At 61.0% G+C, this 18,348-nt stretch carries 17 protein-coding genes; 6 read left to right on the top strand and 11 right to left on the bottom strand.

Features of this window, described 5'->3' with window-relative positions; translation table 11 throughout:
* Positions 1–38: 38 nt before the first annotated feature.
* Both AC1Q5O_RS02020 and AC1Q5O_RS02015 read right to left on the bottom strand, forming a co-directional pair.
* A complete protein-coding gene (locus AC1Q5O_RS02020; protein WP_492561747.1) occupies positions 39–968 on the bottom strand; it encodes a TauD/TfdA dioxygenase family protein in 930 nt (309 codons plus the stop codon).
* A 183-nt stretch (positions 969–1,151) separates the two neighbouring features.
* Complete coding sequence (locus AC1Q5O_RS02015) at positions 1,152–1,439, bottom strand: YciI family protein (protein ID WP_492561746.1); 288 nt, start codon at positions 1,437–1,439, stop codon at positions 1,152–1,154.
* A gap of 161 nt (positions 1,440–1,600) precedes the next feature.
* Between AC1Q5O_RS02015 and AC1Q5O_RS02010 the strand changes: the two genes are divergently transcribed.
* Positions 1,601–2,653, top strand: coding sequence for a YdcF family protein (locus AC1Q5O_RS02010; RefSeq protein WP_492561745.1), 1,053 nt, complete (start codon positions 1,601–1,603; stop codon positions 2,651–2,653).
* 69 nt (positions 2,654–2,722) lie between these two features.
* Here AC1Q5O_RS02010 and AC1Q5O_RS02005 read toward each other — a convergent pair whose 3' ends face one another.
* On the bottom strand, positions 2,723–6,163 hold the full coding sequence (locus AC1Q5O_RS02005) for an autotransporter family protein (RefSeq protein WP_492561744.1): 3,441 nt from the start codon (positions 6,161–6,163) through the stop codon (positions 2,723–2,725).
* Positions 6,164–6,533: 370 nt separating this feature from the next.
* Positions 6,534–6,725 (bottom strand): hypothetical protein, encoded by a 192-nt coding sequence (locus AC1Q5O_RS02000; RefSeq protein ID WP_403170910.1) that lies wholly within the window; start codon positions 6,723–6,725, stop codon positions 6,534–6,536.
* A 253-nt stretch (positions 6,726–6,978) separates the two neighbouring features.
* Here AC1Q5O_RS02000 and AC1Q5O_RS01995 point away from each other — a divergent pair, with 253 nt between their 5' ends.
* Positions 6,979–7,956 carry a DUF2336 domain-containing protein gene (locus AC1Q5O_RS01995; RefSeq protein ID WP_492561743.1) on the top strand — a complete coding sequence of 326 codons (978 nt, stop codon included), beginning with the start codon at positions 6,979–6,981 and terminating at the stop codon, positions 7,954–7,956.
* A gap of 17 nt (positions 7,957–7,973) precedes the next feature.
* On the opposite strand, the gene AC1Q5O_RS01990 is transcribed toward AC1Q5O_RS01995, so the two are convergent.
* Genes AC1Q5O_RS01990 through AC1Q5O_RS01980 form a run of 3 tightly spaced genes read right to left on the bottom strand, consistent with a single transcriptional unit; the run spans position 7,974 to position 11,044 of the window.
* A complete protein-coding gene (locus AC1Q5O_RS01990) occupies positions 7,974–8,321 on the bottom strand; it encodes a DUF1491 family protein (RefSeq protein ID WP_492561742.1) in 348 nt (115 codons plus the stop codon).
* Positions 8,322–8,349: 28 nt separating this feature from the next.
* A complete protein-coding gene (locus AC1Q5O_RS01985; RefSeq protein ID WP_492561741.1) occupies positions 8,350–9,258 on the bottom strand; it encodes a peptidoglycan-binding domain-containing protein in 909 nt (302 codons plus the stop codon).
* Positions 9,233–11,044: a sensor histidine kinase gene (locus AC1Q5O_RS01980; protein ID WP_492561740.1), complete on the bottom strand. Its 1,812-nt coding sequence runs from the start codon at positions 11,042–11,044 to the stop codon at positions 9,233–9,235. Before AC1Q5O_RS01980 ends, AC1Q5O_RS01985 begins: the two co-directional genes overlap by 26 nt.
* Positions 11,045–11,419: 375 nt before the next feature.
* Here AC1Q5O_RS01980 and AC1Q5O_RS01975 point away from each other — a divergent pair, with 375 nt between their 5' ends.
* Complete coding sequence (locus AC1Q5O_RS01975; protein WP_492561739.1) at positions 11,420–11,902, top strand: DUF5330 domain-containing protein; 483 nt, start codon at positions 11,420–11,422, stop codon at positions 11,900–11,902.
* Positions 11,903–11,978: 76 nt separating this feature from the next.
* On the top strand, positions 11,979–12,419 hold the full coding sequence (locus tag AC1Q5O_RS01970; RefSeq protein WP_472461512.1) for a SufE family protein: 441 nt from the start codon (positions 11,979–11,981) through the stop codon (positions 12,417–12,419).
* Between the two features lie 186 nt (positions 12,420–12,605).
* Here AC1Q5O_RS01970 and AC1Q5O_RS01965 read toward each other — a convergent pair whose 3' ends face one another.
* On the bottom strand, positions 12,606–13,412 hold the full coding sequence (locus tag AC1Q5O_RS01965) for a DUF6456 domain-containing protein (protein ID WP_492561738.1): 807 nt from the start codon (positions 13,410–13,412) through the stop codon (positions 12,606–12,608).
* A complete protein-coding gene (locus AC1Q5O_RS01960) occupies positions 13,409–13,864 on the bottom strand; it encodes a helix-turn-helix domain-containing protein (RefSeq protein ID WP_492561737.1) in 456 nt (151 codons plus the stop codon). Before AC1Q5O_RS01960 ends, AC1Q5O_RS01965 begins: the two co-directional genes overlap by 4 nt.
* Before the next feature lie 196 nt (positions 13,865–14,060).
* Here AC1Q5O_RS01960 and AC1Q5O_RS01955 point away from each other — a divergent pair, with 196 nt between their 5' ends.
* On the top strand, positions 14,061–14,348 hold the full coding sequence (locus AC1Q5O_RS01955) for a cytoplasmic protein (RefSeq protein WP_492561736.1): 288 nt from the start codon (positions 14,061–14,063) through the stop codon (positions 14,346–14,348).
* Positions 14,349–14,460: 112 nt separating this feature from the next.
* Here the strand turns inward: AC1Q5O_RS01955 and AC1Q5O_RS01950 are convergent, their stop codons facing one another.
* The gene (locus tag AC1Q5O_RS01950; protein WP_091880604.1) at positions 14,461–14,898 is read right to left on the bottom strand and encodes a Ros/MucR family transcriptional regulator; all 438 of its coding nucleotides are present in this window, start codon (positions 14,896–14,898) and stop codon (positions 14,461–14,463) included.
* A 757-nt stretch (positions 14,899–15,655) separates the two neighbouring features.
* Between AC1Q5O_RS01950 and AC1Q5O_RS01945 the strand changes: the two genes are divergently transcribed.
* Positions 15,656–17,761 (top strand): S9 family peptidase, encoded by a 2,106-nt coding sequence (locus tag AC1Q5O_RS01945; protein WP_492561735.1) that lies wholly within the window; start codon positions 15,656–15,658, stop codon positions 17,759–17,761.
* 99 nt (positions 17,762–17,860) lie between these two features.
* On the opposite strand, the gene AC1Q5O_RS01940 is transcribed toward AC1Q5O_RS01945, so the two are convergent.
* Positions 17,861–18,247, bottom strand: a complete 387-nt coding sequence (locus AC1Q5O_RS01940; protein ID WP_492561734.1) for a hypothetical protein — start codon at positions 18,245–18,247, stop codon at positions 17,861–17,863.
* Positions 18,248–18,348: the final 101 nt, after the last annotated feature.

Here is an 18,348-nt window from a genome sequence, read left to right as displayed (position 1 = left end):
GGGTTCAGCGGCGCGCCGGCAGATCCTCGCATGGACGATCAGGCCGCCTGCGCTGCAGCCTTGGCTATCTTGCTGTGGATAAAGCTGCGCCTTCCGTCGACGCTGACCGGCACATCCCCATCGACCGTGGCCCGGCGTACGACACGGTGCTGGTCGCCATAATCATTGACCGCATAGTGCTGGGTTGCGCGATTGTCCCAGATCGCCACATCCCCGGCCCGCCAATGCCAGCGAATGGTGTTTTCCGGGCTGGTGATGTGGGATTGGAAAAGCTCATAGAGTTTGGCAGAATCGCTCTTGGAAAGACCGGACAGACGCTGGACAAAATTGCCGAGCAGCAAGGTGCGCTCGCCGGTTTCCGGATGCACCCTGACCACCGGATGCTCGGTCTCATAGATTGTTGAGGTAAAGACGTCCTCATAATGCCGGCGTTCCGCCTCGGTCGCATGCGGCCGGATCGTGGCATAGTCATAAAGATTGCTGTGAACGGCCCATAATTGTTCAGCCAGAAGCTTGAGCGGTGCAGGAAGATTCTCATAGGCAGCGTGCGTATTGGCCCAGATCGTGTCCCCGCCCGTTGCCGGGATAACCACCGCCCGCAGGACCGAGAATTTTGGATAGGCATCAACGAACGTCACATCCGTGTGCCATTGGTCCGCACGCCCACCGCCTCGGCTAGTGTCCAGGTTGAGAATGGAAGCTGTACCTTGCACGGCGCCCTGTGTGGGATGAGGAACGAGGTCGCCAAGACGCCGGGCGAAAAGCTCCTGCTGCACATCGTCAAGATGCCCCTGATCGCGAAAGAAAACCACCTTGTGGCGCAGCAGCAGACCATTGATCGCGGCTATATCGGCATCAGGCAGGTCGCCATCAAGTCGAATATTCTGGATTTCGGCACCAATGCGGCCGTTGAGTTCCACTACATTGAATTTGAAAGTACCGGTATCAATAAAATTTGCATGGGTCATCGTACCACCCGTATAAATTGGTTGAAAGATCGCGGCGGGCAGCCGTCCACTGCCCGCCCCACCATTCAAATCCGGCGGAAGCGCGATTCACAGGCATAAACGTTTAAAACCGGCGCTTCGGATGAAAAACACCATCGCGCAAATCCGGTGAGAGAGCCGGGACTGTTTCAAACCGCGGCGATGTCAATCCAGCAGGCCTTCCAGTCCCTTCTGCGTCTTTGTCGCCGTGAACTGCTGGATGTCATAGGTCGCGAGTTTCTTCACCCAGAACGGATCTTCAGCCAGAATGGCGCGCAGCGCCTCCTCGCTCTCGCTCCGCGCCAAAATCACCCCGCCGGTGCGCGGCACCTTGCGGCCCGATGCGAGAAAAGTTCCGTCCGCGTAATGGCGGTCGAGAAAGGCGATGTGCGCGGGAACGGCCGCATCGAGCGCGTCGAGCGGCGCGATATAATTCAGCGAAACGATGTACATGGGAGAGCTCCGGCGGGGATGATCGTACCCCTGTCATATAGACGTGCGAGCTCTCGGACAAAACCGGTGCGGCGTCAAAAAGCGGTGATCACGGGCGATTGCAAAACCGTGCGCCGCGGTTAACCTGCGCCCGTCCCAACAGCCCGCTGGAGAAAGCGCCCATGAAACGTCTCGTCCTTGCCGCAACCGCCGCCCTTCTCGCCCTCACCGTAGCACTGCCCGCCCGCGCCTTCGATCCGCAGAATGCCGAGCGCATCAAAACCCTCGTCGACACCGGCATGCAGTATTACTGGTCGGGCGGCGACGTCAAAAAGGCGGAAGCCGAGATTTTCAAGGGCATCACCCTGCATGGCCGCTACGACGTGGTGGAGCAATCCTTCGCCGAGGCGTCGAAGCTGGCGCCCGAGCAGCTGAATTTCCGCTTTGCCGTCGCCTCCTCGCAGATCCTGCAGAAGAAGGTGAGCGAGGCGCGCGCCACCTATCAGGACATCCTGGCCAAGGACCAGACCTCGTTCGAGGCGCAGGCGTGGATCGAGGCGCTGGCCCATGTCGGCAACGATGAAACAGGCGCCGCGCTGGCGCATCAGGCGCTGGCCGGGCTCGACCGCGACAGGGCCGAAGCCTATCGCCAGCGCTTCGTGCGCGCCGAACAGATCATCGCGGACAAGCCCAATGCCGATGTGCCCGTATTGACCGGCAAGGTGATGATCGTGGCGCTCGGCTATGCGCTGGCCAAGGATGGCACGATGGAAAAGCCGCTACTCGACCGGCTTGATGTGACGCTGAAGGCGGCACAGGCCAACCCGGCGGCGCGCGTCATGGTCACCGGCGGCCAGCCGCAGGCGGGTGTCACCGAGGGCGATCTCATGACCAAGTGGCTGGTGGACAAGGGCGTCGACCGCGACCGGATCCTGATCGAGGACAAATCCAAGGACACGGTCGGCAATGTGCTGAATGTCGCCAATCTCCTGAAGCGGCACACGGCCGACAGCATCATTCTGGTCACCAGTTCCAGCCATATGCGCCGCGCCCGGACCCTGCTGGAAGATGCGCTGAAGCAGTATGCCATCGGCGCCAATGTCGTGCCTGTGGTGGCGCTGGATGCGCCATCGCTCGACGAAGCGGCGAAGGTTTCGGCGGATGAGCGGCTGGTGATCTATCGCGACCTGATGCGCGTGTCGGGCCTGTGGGCCTATCCCGGCCTGCAGCAGTAACGGCCTTGTCCGGCCAACAGGCAGCGGCAGGCCACTTGCGCAGCCTGCCGCTCTTGTTCAAACCACGGCTCAGAACCTTACCGTCAGATCGGCTTTGACGGAGTTGTCGTTGACGCCGGCAGAGAACTGGCCGGTATAGGTGAAGCCGAGCGTCGTGGCCCTGCCGATATCGAAGGCGAGACCGGCTTCGACCAGCGCAGCATCGGCGGCAATGGGCAGGCCGCTGACATCGAAGCTTTCGCCGCCGCTGGCAAAGGCAAACTGTGCCTGCGGCGTGACATCGCCATAGGCGTGCCGCCAGCCCACCATGCCACGCGCCGTCAGGCTCGTGGCATTGCCGAGGGTAAAGGCGCGCGAGGCCCTGAGCCCGAGCGTCGTCGTCGTCAGGTCCGTCGTGGATGATGGCGCCGACAGGGCGGCGATGCCACCGGTTTCGGCAAAGCCCGATGTCTTCAGGTGGGTATAGGCCGCCGCGGCAAAAGGTTCGAGTGCCGCATAGGGCGTCTCGATGCGGTAGGCGGCTTCACCGAAGAGCTGCACCGTGTTGGCGCTGTAGCCGGCGGTGTCCGTCTCCTCCAGCGAGCCGAACGACACCGTGCGGCGCGTATCGATCTCGTGATGCGCCAGGATGGTGCCGAGGCTTAAACGTAGCGCATCGATTGTCGTGCCGCCATAGACACCGAGCTGATAGCTGTCGGCGGAGGCGGACGACCCCGCCCCATGCAGCGATGTCGAGCCGTAACCGGCAAGCACGCCCAGCCGCCATGTCCCGGCAATCAGGGCATCGACGCCGGTGACGATGCCGCCGGTGCTTCTGTTGTAAGCGGCCGCATTGCCATCGCTCGAACCATGGCTCCAGCCGCCATAGGCCTGCCCCCACAAAGCGGTGGTTGAAACGGCCGGAGCTGGTGTTGCCGCATCAAACGCCTCACCGGCATACCGCTTGTCCTTGGCCTCCGGGCCATAAGCGAGCGGCGTTGCAACCGGCGCAGCTTTGGCGGCGACGCCGTCAAAGGCGGCACGCACCCGCTCGCTCGCCGCTCCGCTGACCAGCCCGGCATCCTGCAACAGCGTGCCGCGCAACGAGGCATGCGCCTCGCCGGACAGGCTGTCATAGGCGAGCACTTCGCCCTTTTGCGAGAACAGCACCGTCTGCAGCAGGCGGTTGCCGAGACCAAGCTGCATCACCGCATGGCCGGTGCTCTTCTGGTTTGATGTGACCGCATCGACAAGAACGAGGCTCTTGATCTGCTCCTCCCACAGTTGCAGCTTCAGGCGCTCGGCTTCCAGCTGTGTCTGCTCGGCCTTCAGGCGATCAGCCTCTGCCTGCTTCTGCTTTAACTCGTCGGCAAGTTTCTGTTCTTTCTCGGTCCTAGCCGTTTCTGTCAGATCAAAACCCACGCTCACCGTCTTGTCGGTATAGGCAAGCAAGGGCGTGATGTAGTTGTAATTGGGTTCGATCTTTTCAAACCGCCCTGTCAAACCCTTTTCAGCGGTCAGGATGACAAAGCTTTTCTGGAACAGGTTTTTGACCTGCTGTTCGCTTAGGAACTGGGGAATAGCGTTGCCCTGGCTGTCGGTTCCGGCAAAGTCTTCCGCTCGCACTTTGACAGAACCCCCGTCAAGGGTTGCCTGTCCTTGTGCAGCCAGCTTGCTGAACCGCAGACCATCATTGGCAATCTGTACGGAGAAAAAGCTGCCTTTGTCGAACGTTACATTGCCTGTTGTGGTTAGCGTAGCAAACTTGTCAACAGTATTGCCAGGAAAGACATTGCCGCCCATGTGCGCCCGCACGTTACGAAGAGTGCCGGAACCGTTAAGGGCAGCATTTCCGCCGATCGTGATATCGCCTGCTGTTCCATTAACCGCCGCATAGCTGGTGGGAGAACTCGAATCGCCGCCATTCACTTCGATATCGCCTGCCTTTCCTTCAGCCCAGACGCTTAGAACGCCGCCATTTTCCACCGTGCTTTTGCCGGTGATTTCACCGCCAGCATAAACATCCAGCTTGCCGCCGTTACGGACATTGAGCGTGCCAGCCGTACCTCCAGCCTGAACATCCAGCAGACTATCCTTGCCGGTAACGGTGGCCGTCCCGATCTGGCCTGCGGTCGAGGCATAGCCGCCATTCACGTGGACATTGTCAGCACTGCCCTCGGCAAGAACATCCAGCCAGCCGCCATTGAGGACAGTGATCCTGCCCGCCGTTGCCTTGTTCACAACTTGCAAATAACCGCCCTGATTGACTGTGCCGTGGTCGAGCCTGCTCCCCTCACCGGAGATATACGCAACGCCGCCGATGCCGCCCAAGCCCGTTACTAAATCCCACGCCTTGTCGCCATTGACGACGACTTCACTGGCCGTTCCGCCAGCATCGACAAACAATCGCCCCCCCGTGTTGACGGTGACGTAACCGGCCTTGCCGTCAGGATCAACGATCAGCTTTCCGCCTGTATTGACGGTGCCCTTGCCGATTTCACCCGCAACAATGGCAAAACCGCCTATGCCATCCTCATCCAGCGTCCACGCTTTTTCGCCATTGACGACGACTTCAGTGGCCGTTCCACCGGCATCGACAAACAATCGTCCCCCCGCGTTGACGGTGACGTAACCGGCCTTGCCGTCAGGATCGACGATCAGCTTTCCGCCTGTATTGACAGTGCCCTTGCCGATTTCACCTGCAACAATGGCAAAACCGCCTATGCCATCCTCATCCGCCATCCACGCCTTATCGCCATTGACGACGACTTCAGTGGCCGTTCCACCAGCTCTAACCGCCAAGTCACCACCCGTGTTGACTGTGACATTATCAGCCTTGCCGCCATCGTCGACGATCAGCTTTCCGCCTGTATTGACGGTGCCCTTACCGATTCCACCGGCAACAAGGGCAAAACCGCCTATGCCATTCTCATTCACCGTCCACGCCTTATCGCCATTGACGACGACTTCAGTGGCCGTTCCACCGGGGCCAACCGCCAAGTCACCACCCGTGCTGACTGTGACATTGTCAGCCTTGCCGCCATCCTCGACGATCAGCTTTCCGCCTGTATTGACGGTGCCCTTGCCGATTTCACCGGCAACATAGGCAAAACCGCCTATGCCATTCTCATTCACCGTCCACGCTTTTTCGCCGTTGACGACGACTTCATCAAACTTCTCGTCAACTGCAACGGACAGCTCTTCTTCCTTACCGACCGTTCGGCTGCCGCCCTTTTTAGCGCTTGACGTTGCGGCGCCAGCTACTGGCGACACGATTGGAGCGGGTTCCGGATTCTCCGGCGCCTGCGGGCTTGTCGCCGCAGCATCGGTTACCGGTGACGCGGGTGGAGCGGCCTCCGGAGCTACGCTCGACTGCGCCGGCGGCGCGGGGATGTCGATTTCCGCCCGCGCCATCCCCCCGGTACCGGCCAAAAGTATCGCGGTGCAGACGCTGCACAGGAGATGGTTGCGGAAGGTGAAAAGAAAATTTGGACGTGCGGGTGCAACCGCAGCTGTGGCGTGAAAAATCATAAAATATAGCTCCCAATATACTGTTGGTTAAAATAAAATGCCGTCAAAAAAACGAATCAATACAATACTTACTAGCGCCTATTGATTCAGAACGAAGCCGAAAGCGCAAGAGTACAACCTGAGTGATCGGGATTTTTCTACCCTGTGTGGCAAAAAAACAATAATTTACGTATTGTTGGTTGTATTAAGTGGCAGTTGGACTGCAACCAATAGTAGTTTATGGTGCAAGAACACACCAAACAGATGAACGCGTCACGGTTGAGAACAATGCCGCGATTCGAACATCAGGGGGTGAGCGGGTGCACCGGCGCGGCGCGATATTCCCATTCGCAGCGGCCATATGGGCTGCGCTGAATGTCCCGACGCGCCCCTAACCCGGCTGGGGTGTCGGATCGAAAAACCGGTGGCCCGGCTTGTCCGTGTCGCGCGGGCGGGCGGGCAGCGCCGGGCGCTCATAGCGCACGCCGGGAAAAATCATGATCTGCGCGGTTGCCGGCCGCTTCGTCTCGGTGGTGGTGCGGCGCCGCGAGGCGCTGCCTGGAAAGGCAATGACAAACCCCATTTCATCCATCCGTTCGGCTCGTTGATCTCCTTGATACGCAAACGCTCATGCTGGTCTTGGCATCCGGCCAAAGCGCCGGACAACCTGGCTGCCTTGCTCCCGTTTCCGGGGTGCGGACCCGTCCCGGTCCGCTCGCGCGCGATCATTTCGCGCATAATTTCATTAGACACCCGCAGGGTTAACGGATTGCTAACGCTTCATGGCTCATTTTAGGCATAGTTTGGCGTTGCGCGTGATCGAGTGGAGTGTGTTCGTGAAGTATCCTGAGTTTCGGGCACTTGAAGACCGCAATGGCGGCAGCAAGGCTGACGATCTCCTGACCGCATCGATCACCGCCTTCTGCTGCGTCGCAAGACCGGCAAAGAGCGATGCCCAGCAGCTGGAGGATCTCGCCGTTCCGCTGCTCGCCCTCGCCTCGCCGCGCGTGCGCCGCCATGCCGCCGCTGCCCTTTCCGAAATGCCGCATGCGCCCAAGCGCCTGATCCTGGCGCTCGCCGAGGATGACGTGGATATCTCAGCGCCGCTGCTCCTGCGCTCGCCGGTGCTCAAGCCCGGCGATCTCATCGGCCTGATCCAGCGCAGGGGCATCGGCCATGCCCGCGCCATCGCCCGGCGCACGGTGGAGGACGCCGCGCTGCTGCAGACCCTGCGCCAGTTGCACGACCCGGCCATTGACCGCGCCCTGGCGCTGCAGAGCGGATTGCCTACACACGAGGAGAATGAAGCCTTGGACCGTGCCGAACCCGAATCGCCGCGCCTGCGCGAAACCCGCGAGGCGCTGCGCGCTTTGATGCGCGCATCCGATGCCGGCCATTCCGCCGATCAGGCCCTGGCCGACCGGCTGATCGATGCCGCCCTGCTCGACGAAACCCATACGTTCCGCGCCGCCTTCACCACGGCGCTCGATCTCGACGGTGAAACCGCCGAGCGCATCATCGGCCACGGGCTCAATGCCGAACTGACCATCGCGCTCGCCGCGCTCGGACTTTCGGCGGAAGCGGCGCATCTGGTGCTGACCGGCCTGTTCGGCCTCGTGCACAAGGATCTGCATTCGCTGCGCCTGTTCGTGCAGTCCTATCGCCAGATCGACCAGGACAAGGCGCAGGCGACGATCCAGCGCTGGAAGACCGAGGAAAACTCGCAGAAGCTGCGGCAGAAACTGCGGGAAATGGCGGCGGATTTCGAACGCGGCGGCACGGCGCCCGGCCCGGCCAAGCGCCGGGTGTCGTAACAACCGTCCGTCCGTGGTCAGTCGCGGGCGAGCGGAAACAACGCGCCGCGCTCGCCGCGATAATCCTCGATCTCGACGATCCACAGATCCCGGTCCCAGCGCTTCTGCCTGTCAAGCGCCGCATCCGCCTCGGCTTCAGCCACGGCCGATTGCAGCAGGGTGAACTGCCGCTCGTCCGGCTTGGTCTCGTCATAGACCATCTGCGGCGCCGGGCCGAACAGGTCATAGCTGCCGTCGGCATTGCGGAATTTGATGAAGATCGCCCCGGCTTCCGCCGCGCCCTTATGGCCAAGCGCCGCAAAGGCACCGCCGCCGTTGATGCGGCGCACCAGCGCGGAAACCCAGAATTCCGATGTCAGACGCATATGCCGTAACCGCCCATGCCCAGCCTCATCAGTTGATCAGGCCGATTTCCTGCATCTTGGCCAGCAGTTTCGCATCGGGCTCGCCGGTGACCGGCAGCTTGAACAGGTTCTGGAATTCCCGGATGGCGGTCTTGGTGCTGGCACCGACCTTGCCGTCGATCTCCACCTTGTCGTTGCCGAAGGCGCGCAGGCCCGCCTGGATGCGGACGATCTCCGCCGGGGCGAGGCTGTTGCCTGCGGGCGGCTGGGCGGTGCCCGCCGTCAGCTTGTCGGCCGGGGTGGCCGATACGGTCTGGACGGTGGCTTTTTCGGCGGAGTGGCCGGGCTTGGCGGCCGGGATCGCAATGCTGGCGGTGGTGTCGCTGGCGCTGCCGACGGCGGGCTGGGCCGTCTCGATGCCCATGTCGGCCGAAGCCTTGCGGTAGGCCTCGATGGCGGCGCGGGTACCCTTGCCGGCGAGGCCGTCGACCGCGCCGTTGTAGAAGCCGAGCGACAGCAGTTTCTGCTGCATCTTCGCCACTTCCGGATCGCCGCCGGGTGCCAGCACGGGCGTGCCGCCAGCGCCGGCGGCATTGTTGATGGCCGCAGCGACCGGATCAGGATTGCCCTGCGGCACGGGAACCGAATTGACCTTGCGCACCGGCGCATCGACGGCGCTCTGCTTCTGCGGCGTGCCGAACACGCCGCCATCGTGCTTGATCGGCTTGAACACCAGCTCCGGCCGGGTGCGGAAAAACACGCCGTCATGCACCTGCGGCTGATACCACAGCGCGTTGGCGGAGATGAAGCCGAGGGTCACCAGAAACGCCGTCGCGCCGCCGGTGATCGTCGGGTTGCGGGCAATCAGCCCGCCTGCCCCGATGGCGATACGGGCCATATGGCCGCGCTTGGGGGCGCGGCGCTTCCTGCTGTCAGGCCGATTTGCGGGCTTGCGCATGCGAACCTCCCTCACTGTCGCCGTCGGCCCGGAATTCGACGATATTGACCGGTTCCGCCGGAACCGGCTCGATCCGCGGACCGGCGAGTGGAATGAGAACATTCACCACCGTGCCCTCACTGGGACGGCTGCGGATGTCCATCTGGCCGCCATGCAGGCCGATCAGGCCCTTGACGGTGGCAAGGCCAAGGCCGGTGCCTTCGTGCCTGCGCGTGTAGTCGTTCTGCACCTGGCGGAACGGCTGGCCGAGCGTCAGCAGATCCGCCTCGGCAATGCCGATGCCGGTATCGCTGACGGAGAAGGCCAGCATGTCGCCATGCAGCCCGGCGTCGATGGTGACCACGCCGCCGCTCTCGGTGAACTTGACCGCATTCGACACCAGGTTGATCAGCACCTGCTGGATGGCGCGCTGGTCGGCAACAACAGTGCCGATGTTGCGGCTGACGCGGTCGCACAGCGTCACGTTCTTCTGCGAGGCCTGATGCGCCATCATGTCATGCACCATGGTCACCGCATCCTTGAAGGCGAAGGGCTCGGCCATGATCGGGTAGGTTCCGGCCTCGATCTTGGATACGTCGAGAATGGCATTGACCACGGAAAGCAGGTGCGTGCCGGACTGGTGCACCAGCTCGACATATTCGCGCTGGCGCGCATCGGGCAGCTTGCCGCAGATTTCCTGCAGCAGCACATCGGAGAAGCCGATGATGGAATTGAGCGGGGTGCGCAGCTCATGGCTGACCGAAGCCAGGAAGCGGCCCTTGGTCACCTCGGCTGTCTCGACCTGGGTGCGCGCGGCATCGAGCGCAAAGCGGTCGGCGACTGCCCCGGAAATATCCGCTGCCACGACGACGAAACCATCGTCCCGGCTCTGCGGCACCCCGGACAGGCGATAGGTGGCAAAGCGCACGGTATGCGCCGGTTTCGCCGCATCGCCCGGTGCAACGCAGCGCAGCTTTATCTCCGCCGCCGTGGCGGCCGTACCGCTGCGCAAATCCGACAGGAACGCCAGGAAATGCACGCGGTCCGAGACGTGCACGCGGTCGACCAGCGCCGTGCCGATCAGCAGGCTGCGGGCCACGCCGAAATGCTCCTGCGCCTTGCAGGACAATGCGGTGATCATGCCGTCGCGGCCAAGCCCGATCACCACGCCGTCAACGGCGCTCTCCAGATCGGCAACACGGTCGTCGCGGCGCGCTTCCTGACCGCGCGCCACCAGCGCACCGGCGGAACGGACCAGCAGCGTTGCCCCGTAAGCGAGCGCGGCCAGCAGGGAGAATGCCGTCAGGGTGACGTTGCCGCCCATCCACACGGACACGCCGAGGAGAACGGCAAGCACCGCCGCGGCAATGCTGCCGGAGAGGACCAGCGCCTTTTGCGAGCGCATGACGAACCAGGCTTCGAGCGGGATCGCCGCGCCCATGATCCAGAGCAGGAGATTGGCGGACGGCGCCATGACGGCGATCAGCGCGATGGCAGCGCCGTAGGATGCCAGCGCAGCCAGACCCAGCCGCGTGCTGTTGCGAACCAGCGAGAGCGTTCCGCAGAAAATCATCGGCAGGGCAAAAATACCGACACCGAGGCTGAGCATGCCACCGGCTTCACTGAACAGGGAGTGGCTGGCGGCCAGCGCAACGGCGAGCAGGAACGGCATGGCGAGGAAAGCACCGGCCATGCGGGCGTCCCTGTCGCGTTCGGCTGCGCCGGCAACAGATGTGCTCACCCAGCGTTTGCAATGGCGCCGGTAGGCATCAGCAATTCTGGGCAGTGTGACGGAATGAATCGGCACCAGTTTTTTCCTGCTATCCGGACGGTCCGGCCGGGGCCGGATGCGTCACGGTCATTTCAATGTCGCCGTTAACTTTTGCAGACGAGGCTTTAAGGAAAGGATAAAACCGGGGACGCAGATGTCCCGCACAACCGGTTTCAGCCGAATGTGCGGGGGCTTTTCAATGCATGGTAAATGAAGGGTTTCGGGTTGCCGCCGATTTGCCAATCGAATCGCAAAACCGGCATTTCGGGCTCCAAGATTTCTTAATCCTTGGTTTCTATGATCGCTCAAATGCAAAACCGCGTCTCAACCGGTTTTTGCCTTGTCTGTGGCAGTGTCTCGGCATGGGCTGCTCCTGGGAAGCGGTTCCGGTGTTGGCAGAGGATATCTGAAATGTTCTTCCTGATCAGGTTTGCGATCAAGTTCTGCTTCTGGATGTTTTTGATTTCGCTGTTCATTCCAGTGGACTCAAAGGACAATCCGCAAGGGACGGCCCAGCCCGGCCCGCTCGAGGCTTTCTTTGCCGCACGCGAAACCATCAGCGATCTCAGCCAGTTCTGCACGCGCAATCCCAATGCCTGCGAAACCGGCAAGGCGGCCCTGAACAATGCGGGCGTTCGCGCCAGCGAAGTGGCCAAGGTCGGTTATCAGTATCTCGATACGCAGCTGGGTGCCAAGACCAACGGCGCCGATGCGGCCGTTGCCGCCGCCCATGGGGACACCGCCGATGCCGCCACTGCCACGGACAAGAGCGATCTGATCAAGGCCAAGCTGCGCGAGATGGCGATGCGCGAAATTCTGGAAGCGGCCATCCGCCAACGCGAACAGGCCAATGCCGTCGACGGCAAGACAACGGGCACAATCGCAAAGAAGTAGCCTGCGCGACAGGAAAAACGATGACGTACGGCTTTCGCATCACTATATGTGCCACATCACATGCGAGACTGGACCTATGGCACAGACAATTGACGACATCATCGCGGATTTCGACTTCCTGGACGATTGGGAAGACCGCTACCGCTATGTCATCGATCTCGGCCGCGAATTGAAGCCCTATCCGGATGCCGCCCGCGATGCGCAGCACAAGGTGAATGGCTGCGTCAGCCAGGTCTGGCTGAAGAGCACGCCGAGCGACGGCGCCGATCCGGTCATCGATTTCCTCGGCGATTCCGATGCGCATATCGTGCGCGGCCTCGTCGCCATCATGATGGTGCTCTATTCCGGCAGGAAGGCGTCGGAAATCCTCGCTATCGATCCGGAAGCCATCCTGAAGAAGCTGGGCCTGAACGAAAACCTGACACCGCAGCGCTCCAACGGCCTGCGCTCGATGGTCGCCCGCATCCGCAACGAGGCACAGGCCGCCCTCGGATCAGCCAGCGCCACGCAGCACTGAGGACACGCCCTGACAGTGGGGTTTTCATCGGGGCATTCCCGCCAATGCGTGGTGCGTGGTTCGACAAGCTCACCATGAGGGACGTTGAGGGCGGCAGGGAGCTACTTTCTGCAACATCTGCAAGTGGCATTGCAGCCCACCTTTCTCCCTCATGGTGAGCTTGTCGAACCACGCACAACCGCGCTGCTACCGCGCAAGCGTGGGGCGATAATCCCCGGTTCCCCAGTGAATGATACGCGGATTGCGCCGGGCGGGCGATGGCGGGCAGTAATGTCTGTCCAATGCCGCCAGCGCCGTCTTGAGGATGAGCTTGGCGGACCGGACCGGCCACTGCCGTTCCCGCTCGACACTCTCGAGGCCCTTGAGAAAGCAGCAAACATCCACCAGCACGCCGGATAGTTCCGGCCCGACCGCATCCAGCGCCCGCTCGACCCGCTGCCGTGCCGCCAGTACGGCATCGGTCATTTCCAGGACACCATTGCCGGATCGGCGGCTGGCACCGCTTCCCACGGCACTCCAGTTGGCGCCAAGCGGCGGCATGAAATTGCCGAGCGTATAATCGTTGCGCAATTGCTCCCCGGCCTTGAAGGCGACCTCGCTGATCAGCGGGACGCCGGATGAATCCCTGCGCCGGCGCAACAGACCGAGCGGCGATTCCGCTTCGTTGCGCCGGACCCGTGCCGCGCCGTGCCGGACGTCCGGCACTGCCAGCGTTTCAAGGCGATGCTGGGCGGCGAAAGCATCGGCCCCGCCATCCAGCCGGCGCAGGAACGCCCTGCCCGCATCGGTGATGATGAGCATGCCGTCAGTGGAGCGCGCCAGTCCTTCGCGCAGGACATGGTCAAGCACCGCCGTTCCGATGGAAATCGCGCCGCCCGCGGCACTTTCCAGCGTCATCTTGCCATCGCCTGCAGGTGCAGGTTCTGCCGGAGCCTTGGCCAGAAAGCACAGCACCCGGCGCACGCCGGCACCGCTTTTGTCCCGGACGCTCATTGGCGCACCATGCCGCTGCGCAGGAATGCCGCCCGCAGAATGTTTTCAAGAGTCTGCACAACCCGGTCGAACTCCGGTTCGTCGCGCATATCCTCGATCAGATGACAGGCATGGTTGACCGTGCTGCGGTCGCGCCCGAAGGCACGCCCAACCTCCGTCATGGTCAGCGACAGCGTGACATGCGCCACATACATGCCGATCTGCCGGACGCGGGCCACCGACCGCTCGCAACGGGAATGCGCGCGCAGTTCGCGGCCGCTGACATTGAAGAAGCTGGCGAGAATGTCGATGACGCCGTCGCAGACATGAAAAAGACGGCCGTCCGGCGGTTCGCCCCCATCCGGGGCAACGGGCTCTGCCGGCTTCGGTTTCGGACGCGCTTGACGGAGGATCTCGATCTTCGCCCGCGCCTCGGCGGCAGAGCGGATCAGATGGGGGAAATTCTCGGACATGCTCGCTCCACTTCATATATAGGAATATCTTCTTATATTATTCCCAGCAAGACCGTGGATAAGTTTTCCCGCGCACAAACATCATGTCGTTGTTTTCACGGATTCTTTTCTGAAACCACACACGCAATCTAGGACTTTTGTCCTACACTCCTCAAACCAAGGCAAAGTGTGTCCATCCACCATCGAGGACGGAAACATGGCTCAGAGCGAATGGACGAGGCAGAGGGCGGCATTCCTGGCTGCGAGGGACGCGCAGCGCAGCTTGGCGCGGCAACGCCTGGCACTGCAAATCCTCTGCGGCGAAGATCTTGACGCGGTGATCGCGCTCGGTGCGGCCGAGAAGCAGACCTATTGCAGGCGGTTAAAGCGTTTGATTGAACGAGAGAGGATCAAGGGCGGCAAGGGGCACTGGAGCTATGACCTCAATCGTCATATCGGTCTCAAGCAAGCCCTGGATACTTTGCTGAAGTCCATGAGGGGCTGAAGTCCATGAGGGGCTGAAATCCGCGTCGCCGCCCGCGCGCGGAAAAATGGAGCCCGGACAACAAAACGGCGCCCGAAGGCGCCGTCTTGCAAATAGTCTGAACCGCTTGCTGTCAAGCAGCCTTCTTGCGCTTGCGGCCGAGGCCCATGTTCTTGGCCAGACGCGAGCGCGCAGCAGCGTAATTGGGTGCAACCATCGGATAGGAAGCATCCAGATCCCACTTTTCGCGGTACTGCTCAGGCGTCAGACCGTAATGGGTCATCAGATGACGCTTCAAAGACTTGAACTTCTTGCCGTCTTCGAGGCAGACAATGTAGTCATCCGCAACGGATTTCTTCGGGTTGATTGCAGGCTTTGGCTTTTCCTGAATCGCGACGACTGCTTCTGCACCACTGCCGACCCGACCAAGAGCAGCGTGGACATCAGCGATAAGCGCGGGAAGATCGCCAGATGGCACTGAATTGTTGCTTACGTAAGCAGCAACCAATTCAGCGGTCAGTTCCAGGAGAACGTCTCCAGCAGCTGTATTTGAATTGTCGAATGTTGTCATCAAAGTCCAAATCCTTCATCTAATTTGAAAAGTTGGTATTACACGGGAAAGCAAGCAGTATAAATCTGCAAATATCAGAAACCCTGACACTGATGACGACACTGTATTCAGGATGGAGCTCTAATTGTCAAATCAATACTTCACCTAAAAAAGAAATATTTGTAATTTTTCCTTGATATTGAATTTACTGCGAACCTGGTGCTGATTGGGCCAGGAAAGCTAAAATCCCGCTACACATATGATAACATAAATGTTCACACGTGAACATCCGCACAACACCACTAAGACCAAAAATGGCAAAAATGAGGAACCAATCCGCATTTCACAAGCATTCTATAACAACGGAGGCCGCTCAGTGCAGTGCCAGACCTACTTTAGTGCAACATGAGACAATATTAAGTAATTCTGTTTTTGATCAAAAAGACAAATTACGTGGAAATATGCGCGAAAAATCCTGCTCGCGAGCCCCGATCAGCGGCCGAACGGGTGTAAAACCGGCAAAAGACGCGACTTTCGTCACCGGATTGGCGACGGGCGCGCGAGCGCGGCAGTAGTGTTGCAGGCGGCGCGCCACAGTATTCGCAGATGAACCGGCGGATCTCGTCTATCGGCACGCCCGGAGCAAGGCGCTGTTCCGGACAGGCAGGATTGACGAATCCTTCGCAGATGTGATTGTCATCGTGTTCTCCGGCAACCTGCGACATTGTTCCGTTGCAAAGTCATCAGCCCGTTCCATCCACTGTACTGAGAGTATTTCATGACCAAAACATCACGTTTCACCTCTCTTCCCGCCCCGCAATCCGCCAAACACCCGGTATCGGACACGCGCCACGGCATAACCCGTGTCGACAACTATGCGTGGATGCGCGCCGACAACTGGCAGGATGTGTTCAAGGATCCGTCCGTGCTCGATCCGGCCATCCGCAGCCACCTGGAAGCGGAAAACGCCTATCAAACCGCGCTGATGGCCGATACGAAGGCGCTGCAGAGCACCCTGTTCGACGAGATGAAGGGGCGGATCAAGGAAGACGATTCCTCGGTGCCCTCCAAGGACGGCCCCTTTGCCTATGGCACGTCCTACAAGACCGGCGGCCAGCATCCGCGCTTCTTCCGCATACCGCGCGACGGCGGCGCCGAGACGATGCTGCTGGACGGCGACCTGGAAGGCGAAGGCAAGGCCTATTTCAGCCTGGCTTCCGCCGATCATTCGCCGGATCACACCAGGATGATCTGGGGTTTCGATGACAAGGGATCCGAGTTCTACACATTGCGGGTGCGCGATCTGACGACGCTGGCCGACGCAACCGATGTGGTCACCGAAACATCGGGCGACGGCGTATGGAACGCCCAGTCAACCGGCTTTTACTACACCAAGGTGGATGCCAACCATCGCCCGTCGCGCCTGTTCTACCACGTGCTCGGCCAGCCGGAGAGCGCGGACCGCCTGATCCATGAGGAAATGGATCCCGGCTTTTTCATGGGCGTCAGCGGCAGCGCGCTCGATGATTTCATCTTCATCGATTGTCACGATCACGAAACGTCGGAAGTCTGGCTGCTCGATGCCAGGGATGCCGCGTCCGAACCCCGCCTTGTCGCCGCGCGCCAGTCCGGCGTGGAATACAGCATGACCGAAGGCGGCGATGTCTTCTACATCCTCACCAACATCGACGGTGCCAAGGATTTCAAGATCATGCGCACGCCGGTCACCGCGCCGGAACCGGCCAACTGGACCGAGGTGGTGGCGCACAAGCCGGGACGCCTGCTGCTCGGCCATGGCGCCTACAGGGATTATCTGGTCTGGCTGGAGCGGGAAAACGGCCTGCCGCGCATCATGATCCACAACCGCCACACGGGCGAGGAACACGCCATCGCCTTTGACGAGGAAGCGTTTTCCCTCGGCCTGCAGGGAAGCCCCGAATATGACAGCGAGGTCATCCGCTTCTCCTACTCCTCCATGACCACGCCATCGCAGCTCTACGACTACAATATGCGCACGCGCGAGCGCACGCTGCTGAAAACCCAGGAAGTCCCCTCCGGCCACAACCCGGACGACTATGTCACGCGGCGGCTGCTGGCTCCGGCGGCGGACGGCGAAACCGTGCCGGTTTCCATCGTCTATCACCGCGATACGAAACTGGATGGTTCCGCACCCTGCCTGCTCTACGGCTATGGCTCCTACGGCTCGACCATGTCGGCAAGTTTCAGCACCACGCGCCTGTCGCTCGTCGATCGCGGTTTCATCTATGCCCTCGCCCATATTCGCGGCGGCAAGGACAAGGGCTATGCGTGGTACGAGAATGGCAAGCGCCTGCACAAGAAGAACACGTTCAGCGATTTCATCGCGGTCGCCCGCCATCTCGTGGCGGAAGGCTTTACCAATCCGCAAGGTACCATTGCCCATGGCGGCTCTGCCGGCGGCCTGCTGATGGGCGCCGTTGCCAACATGGCGCCGGAGGTATTTGGCGGCATCATCGCCGAAGTGCCCTTTGTCGACGTCATCAACACGATGCTGGACGATACCTTGCCGCTCACCCCGCCCGAATGGACCGAATGGGGCAATCCGATCACCTCGCCGACGGACTATGCCTACATGGCGTCCTATTCGCCCTACGACAATATCCGGGCACAGGCCTATCCGCCGGTTCTGGCGGTCGCCGGGCTGACCGATCCGCGCGTCACCTATTGGGAACCGGCCAAATGGGTGGCCAAATTGCGCGAGCTCAAGACCGACGATCATCCCGTGCTGTTCCGCGTCAACATGGATGCCGGGCATGCCGGCGCCTCCGGCCGCTTCTCCCATCTGGAGGAAGTCGCCTATGTCTATGCCTATGCTCTCAAGCTCGTGAACAAGACCGCTGCCTGATCGCTGGCACCTCATCCCCGCCGCCCGTTGACACCAGCGGGCGGCCGATGCACTGGGTAGCTGGAAATATCAGCACGACATTTCCCGCGAGTGTACCCCCTATTGCAAGATCAGTTTTGACCTGTCATCCGGGTCGGTATCGATAAGGCGCTCTGTCTTTACTGCCAGGATATAAGCCGGAATCTTGAAGACAATTTCCATATTTCCCAAAAGTGCCAGAGCGTGCTCCGGCAGTTTCCGCCTCTCATATGCCGCCAGATCGATACCGGGGCCGACATGTCGCCATAGCCCCGGCGGATTGGCTTGGCGAAAGCTGCGGGCATCGGCCCAGTCGAAGGAAACGATCCAGCTTTCGCCCGGCCGCGTTCGCTCGATTTCTGCAGCAAAATCGCGCGCCAGTTGCAAGGCATGGACGGAAACCCGGACCGAGCCCGGCCCGGCAAGCTCCCAAGCATGGGGCGCATCGTCAAAAAATCGCGTTGCCATCGACGAAATCCTCAAAACGGTCTCAGGAACTGCGGTGGTTTTAACTTCTCGTGAAAGCACTCAAGGGATAATATTCCTATTTCTTGCTCTCACCGTCAATT

The organism is Phyllobacterium sp. MT110 (assembly GCF_058792715.1).
Note: the sequence above shows the minus strand (reverse complement) of the source record. Positions and strands in the feature narration are given on the sequence as shown.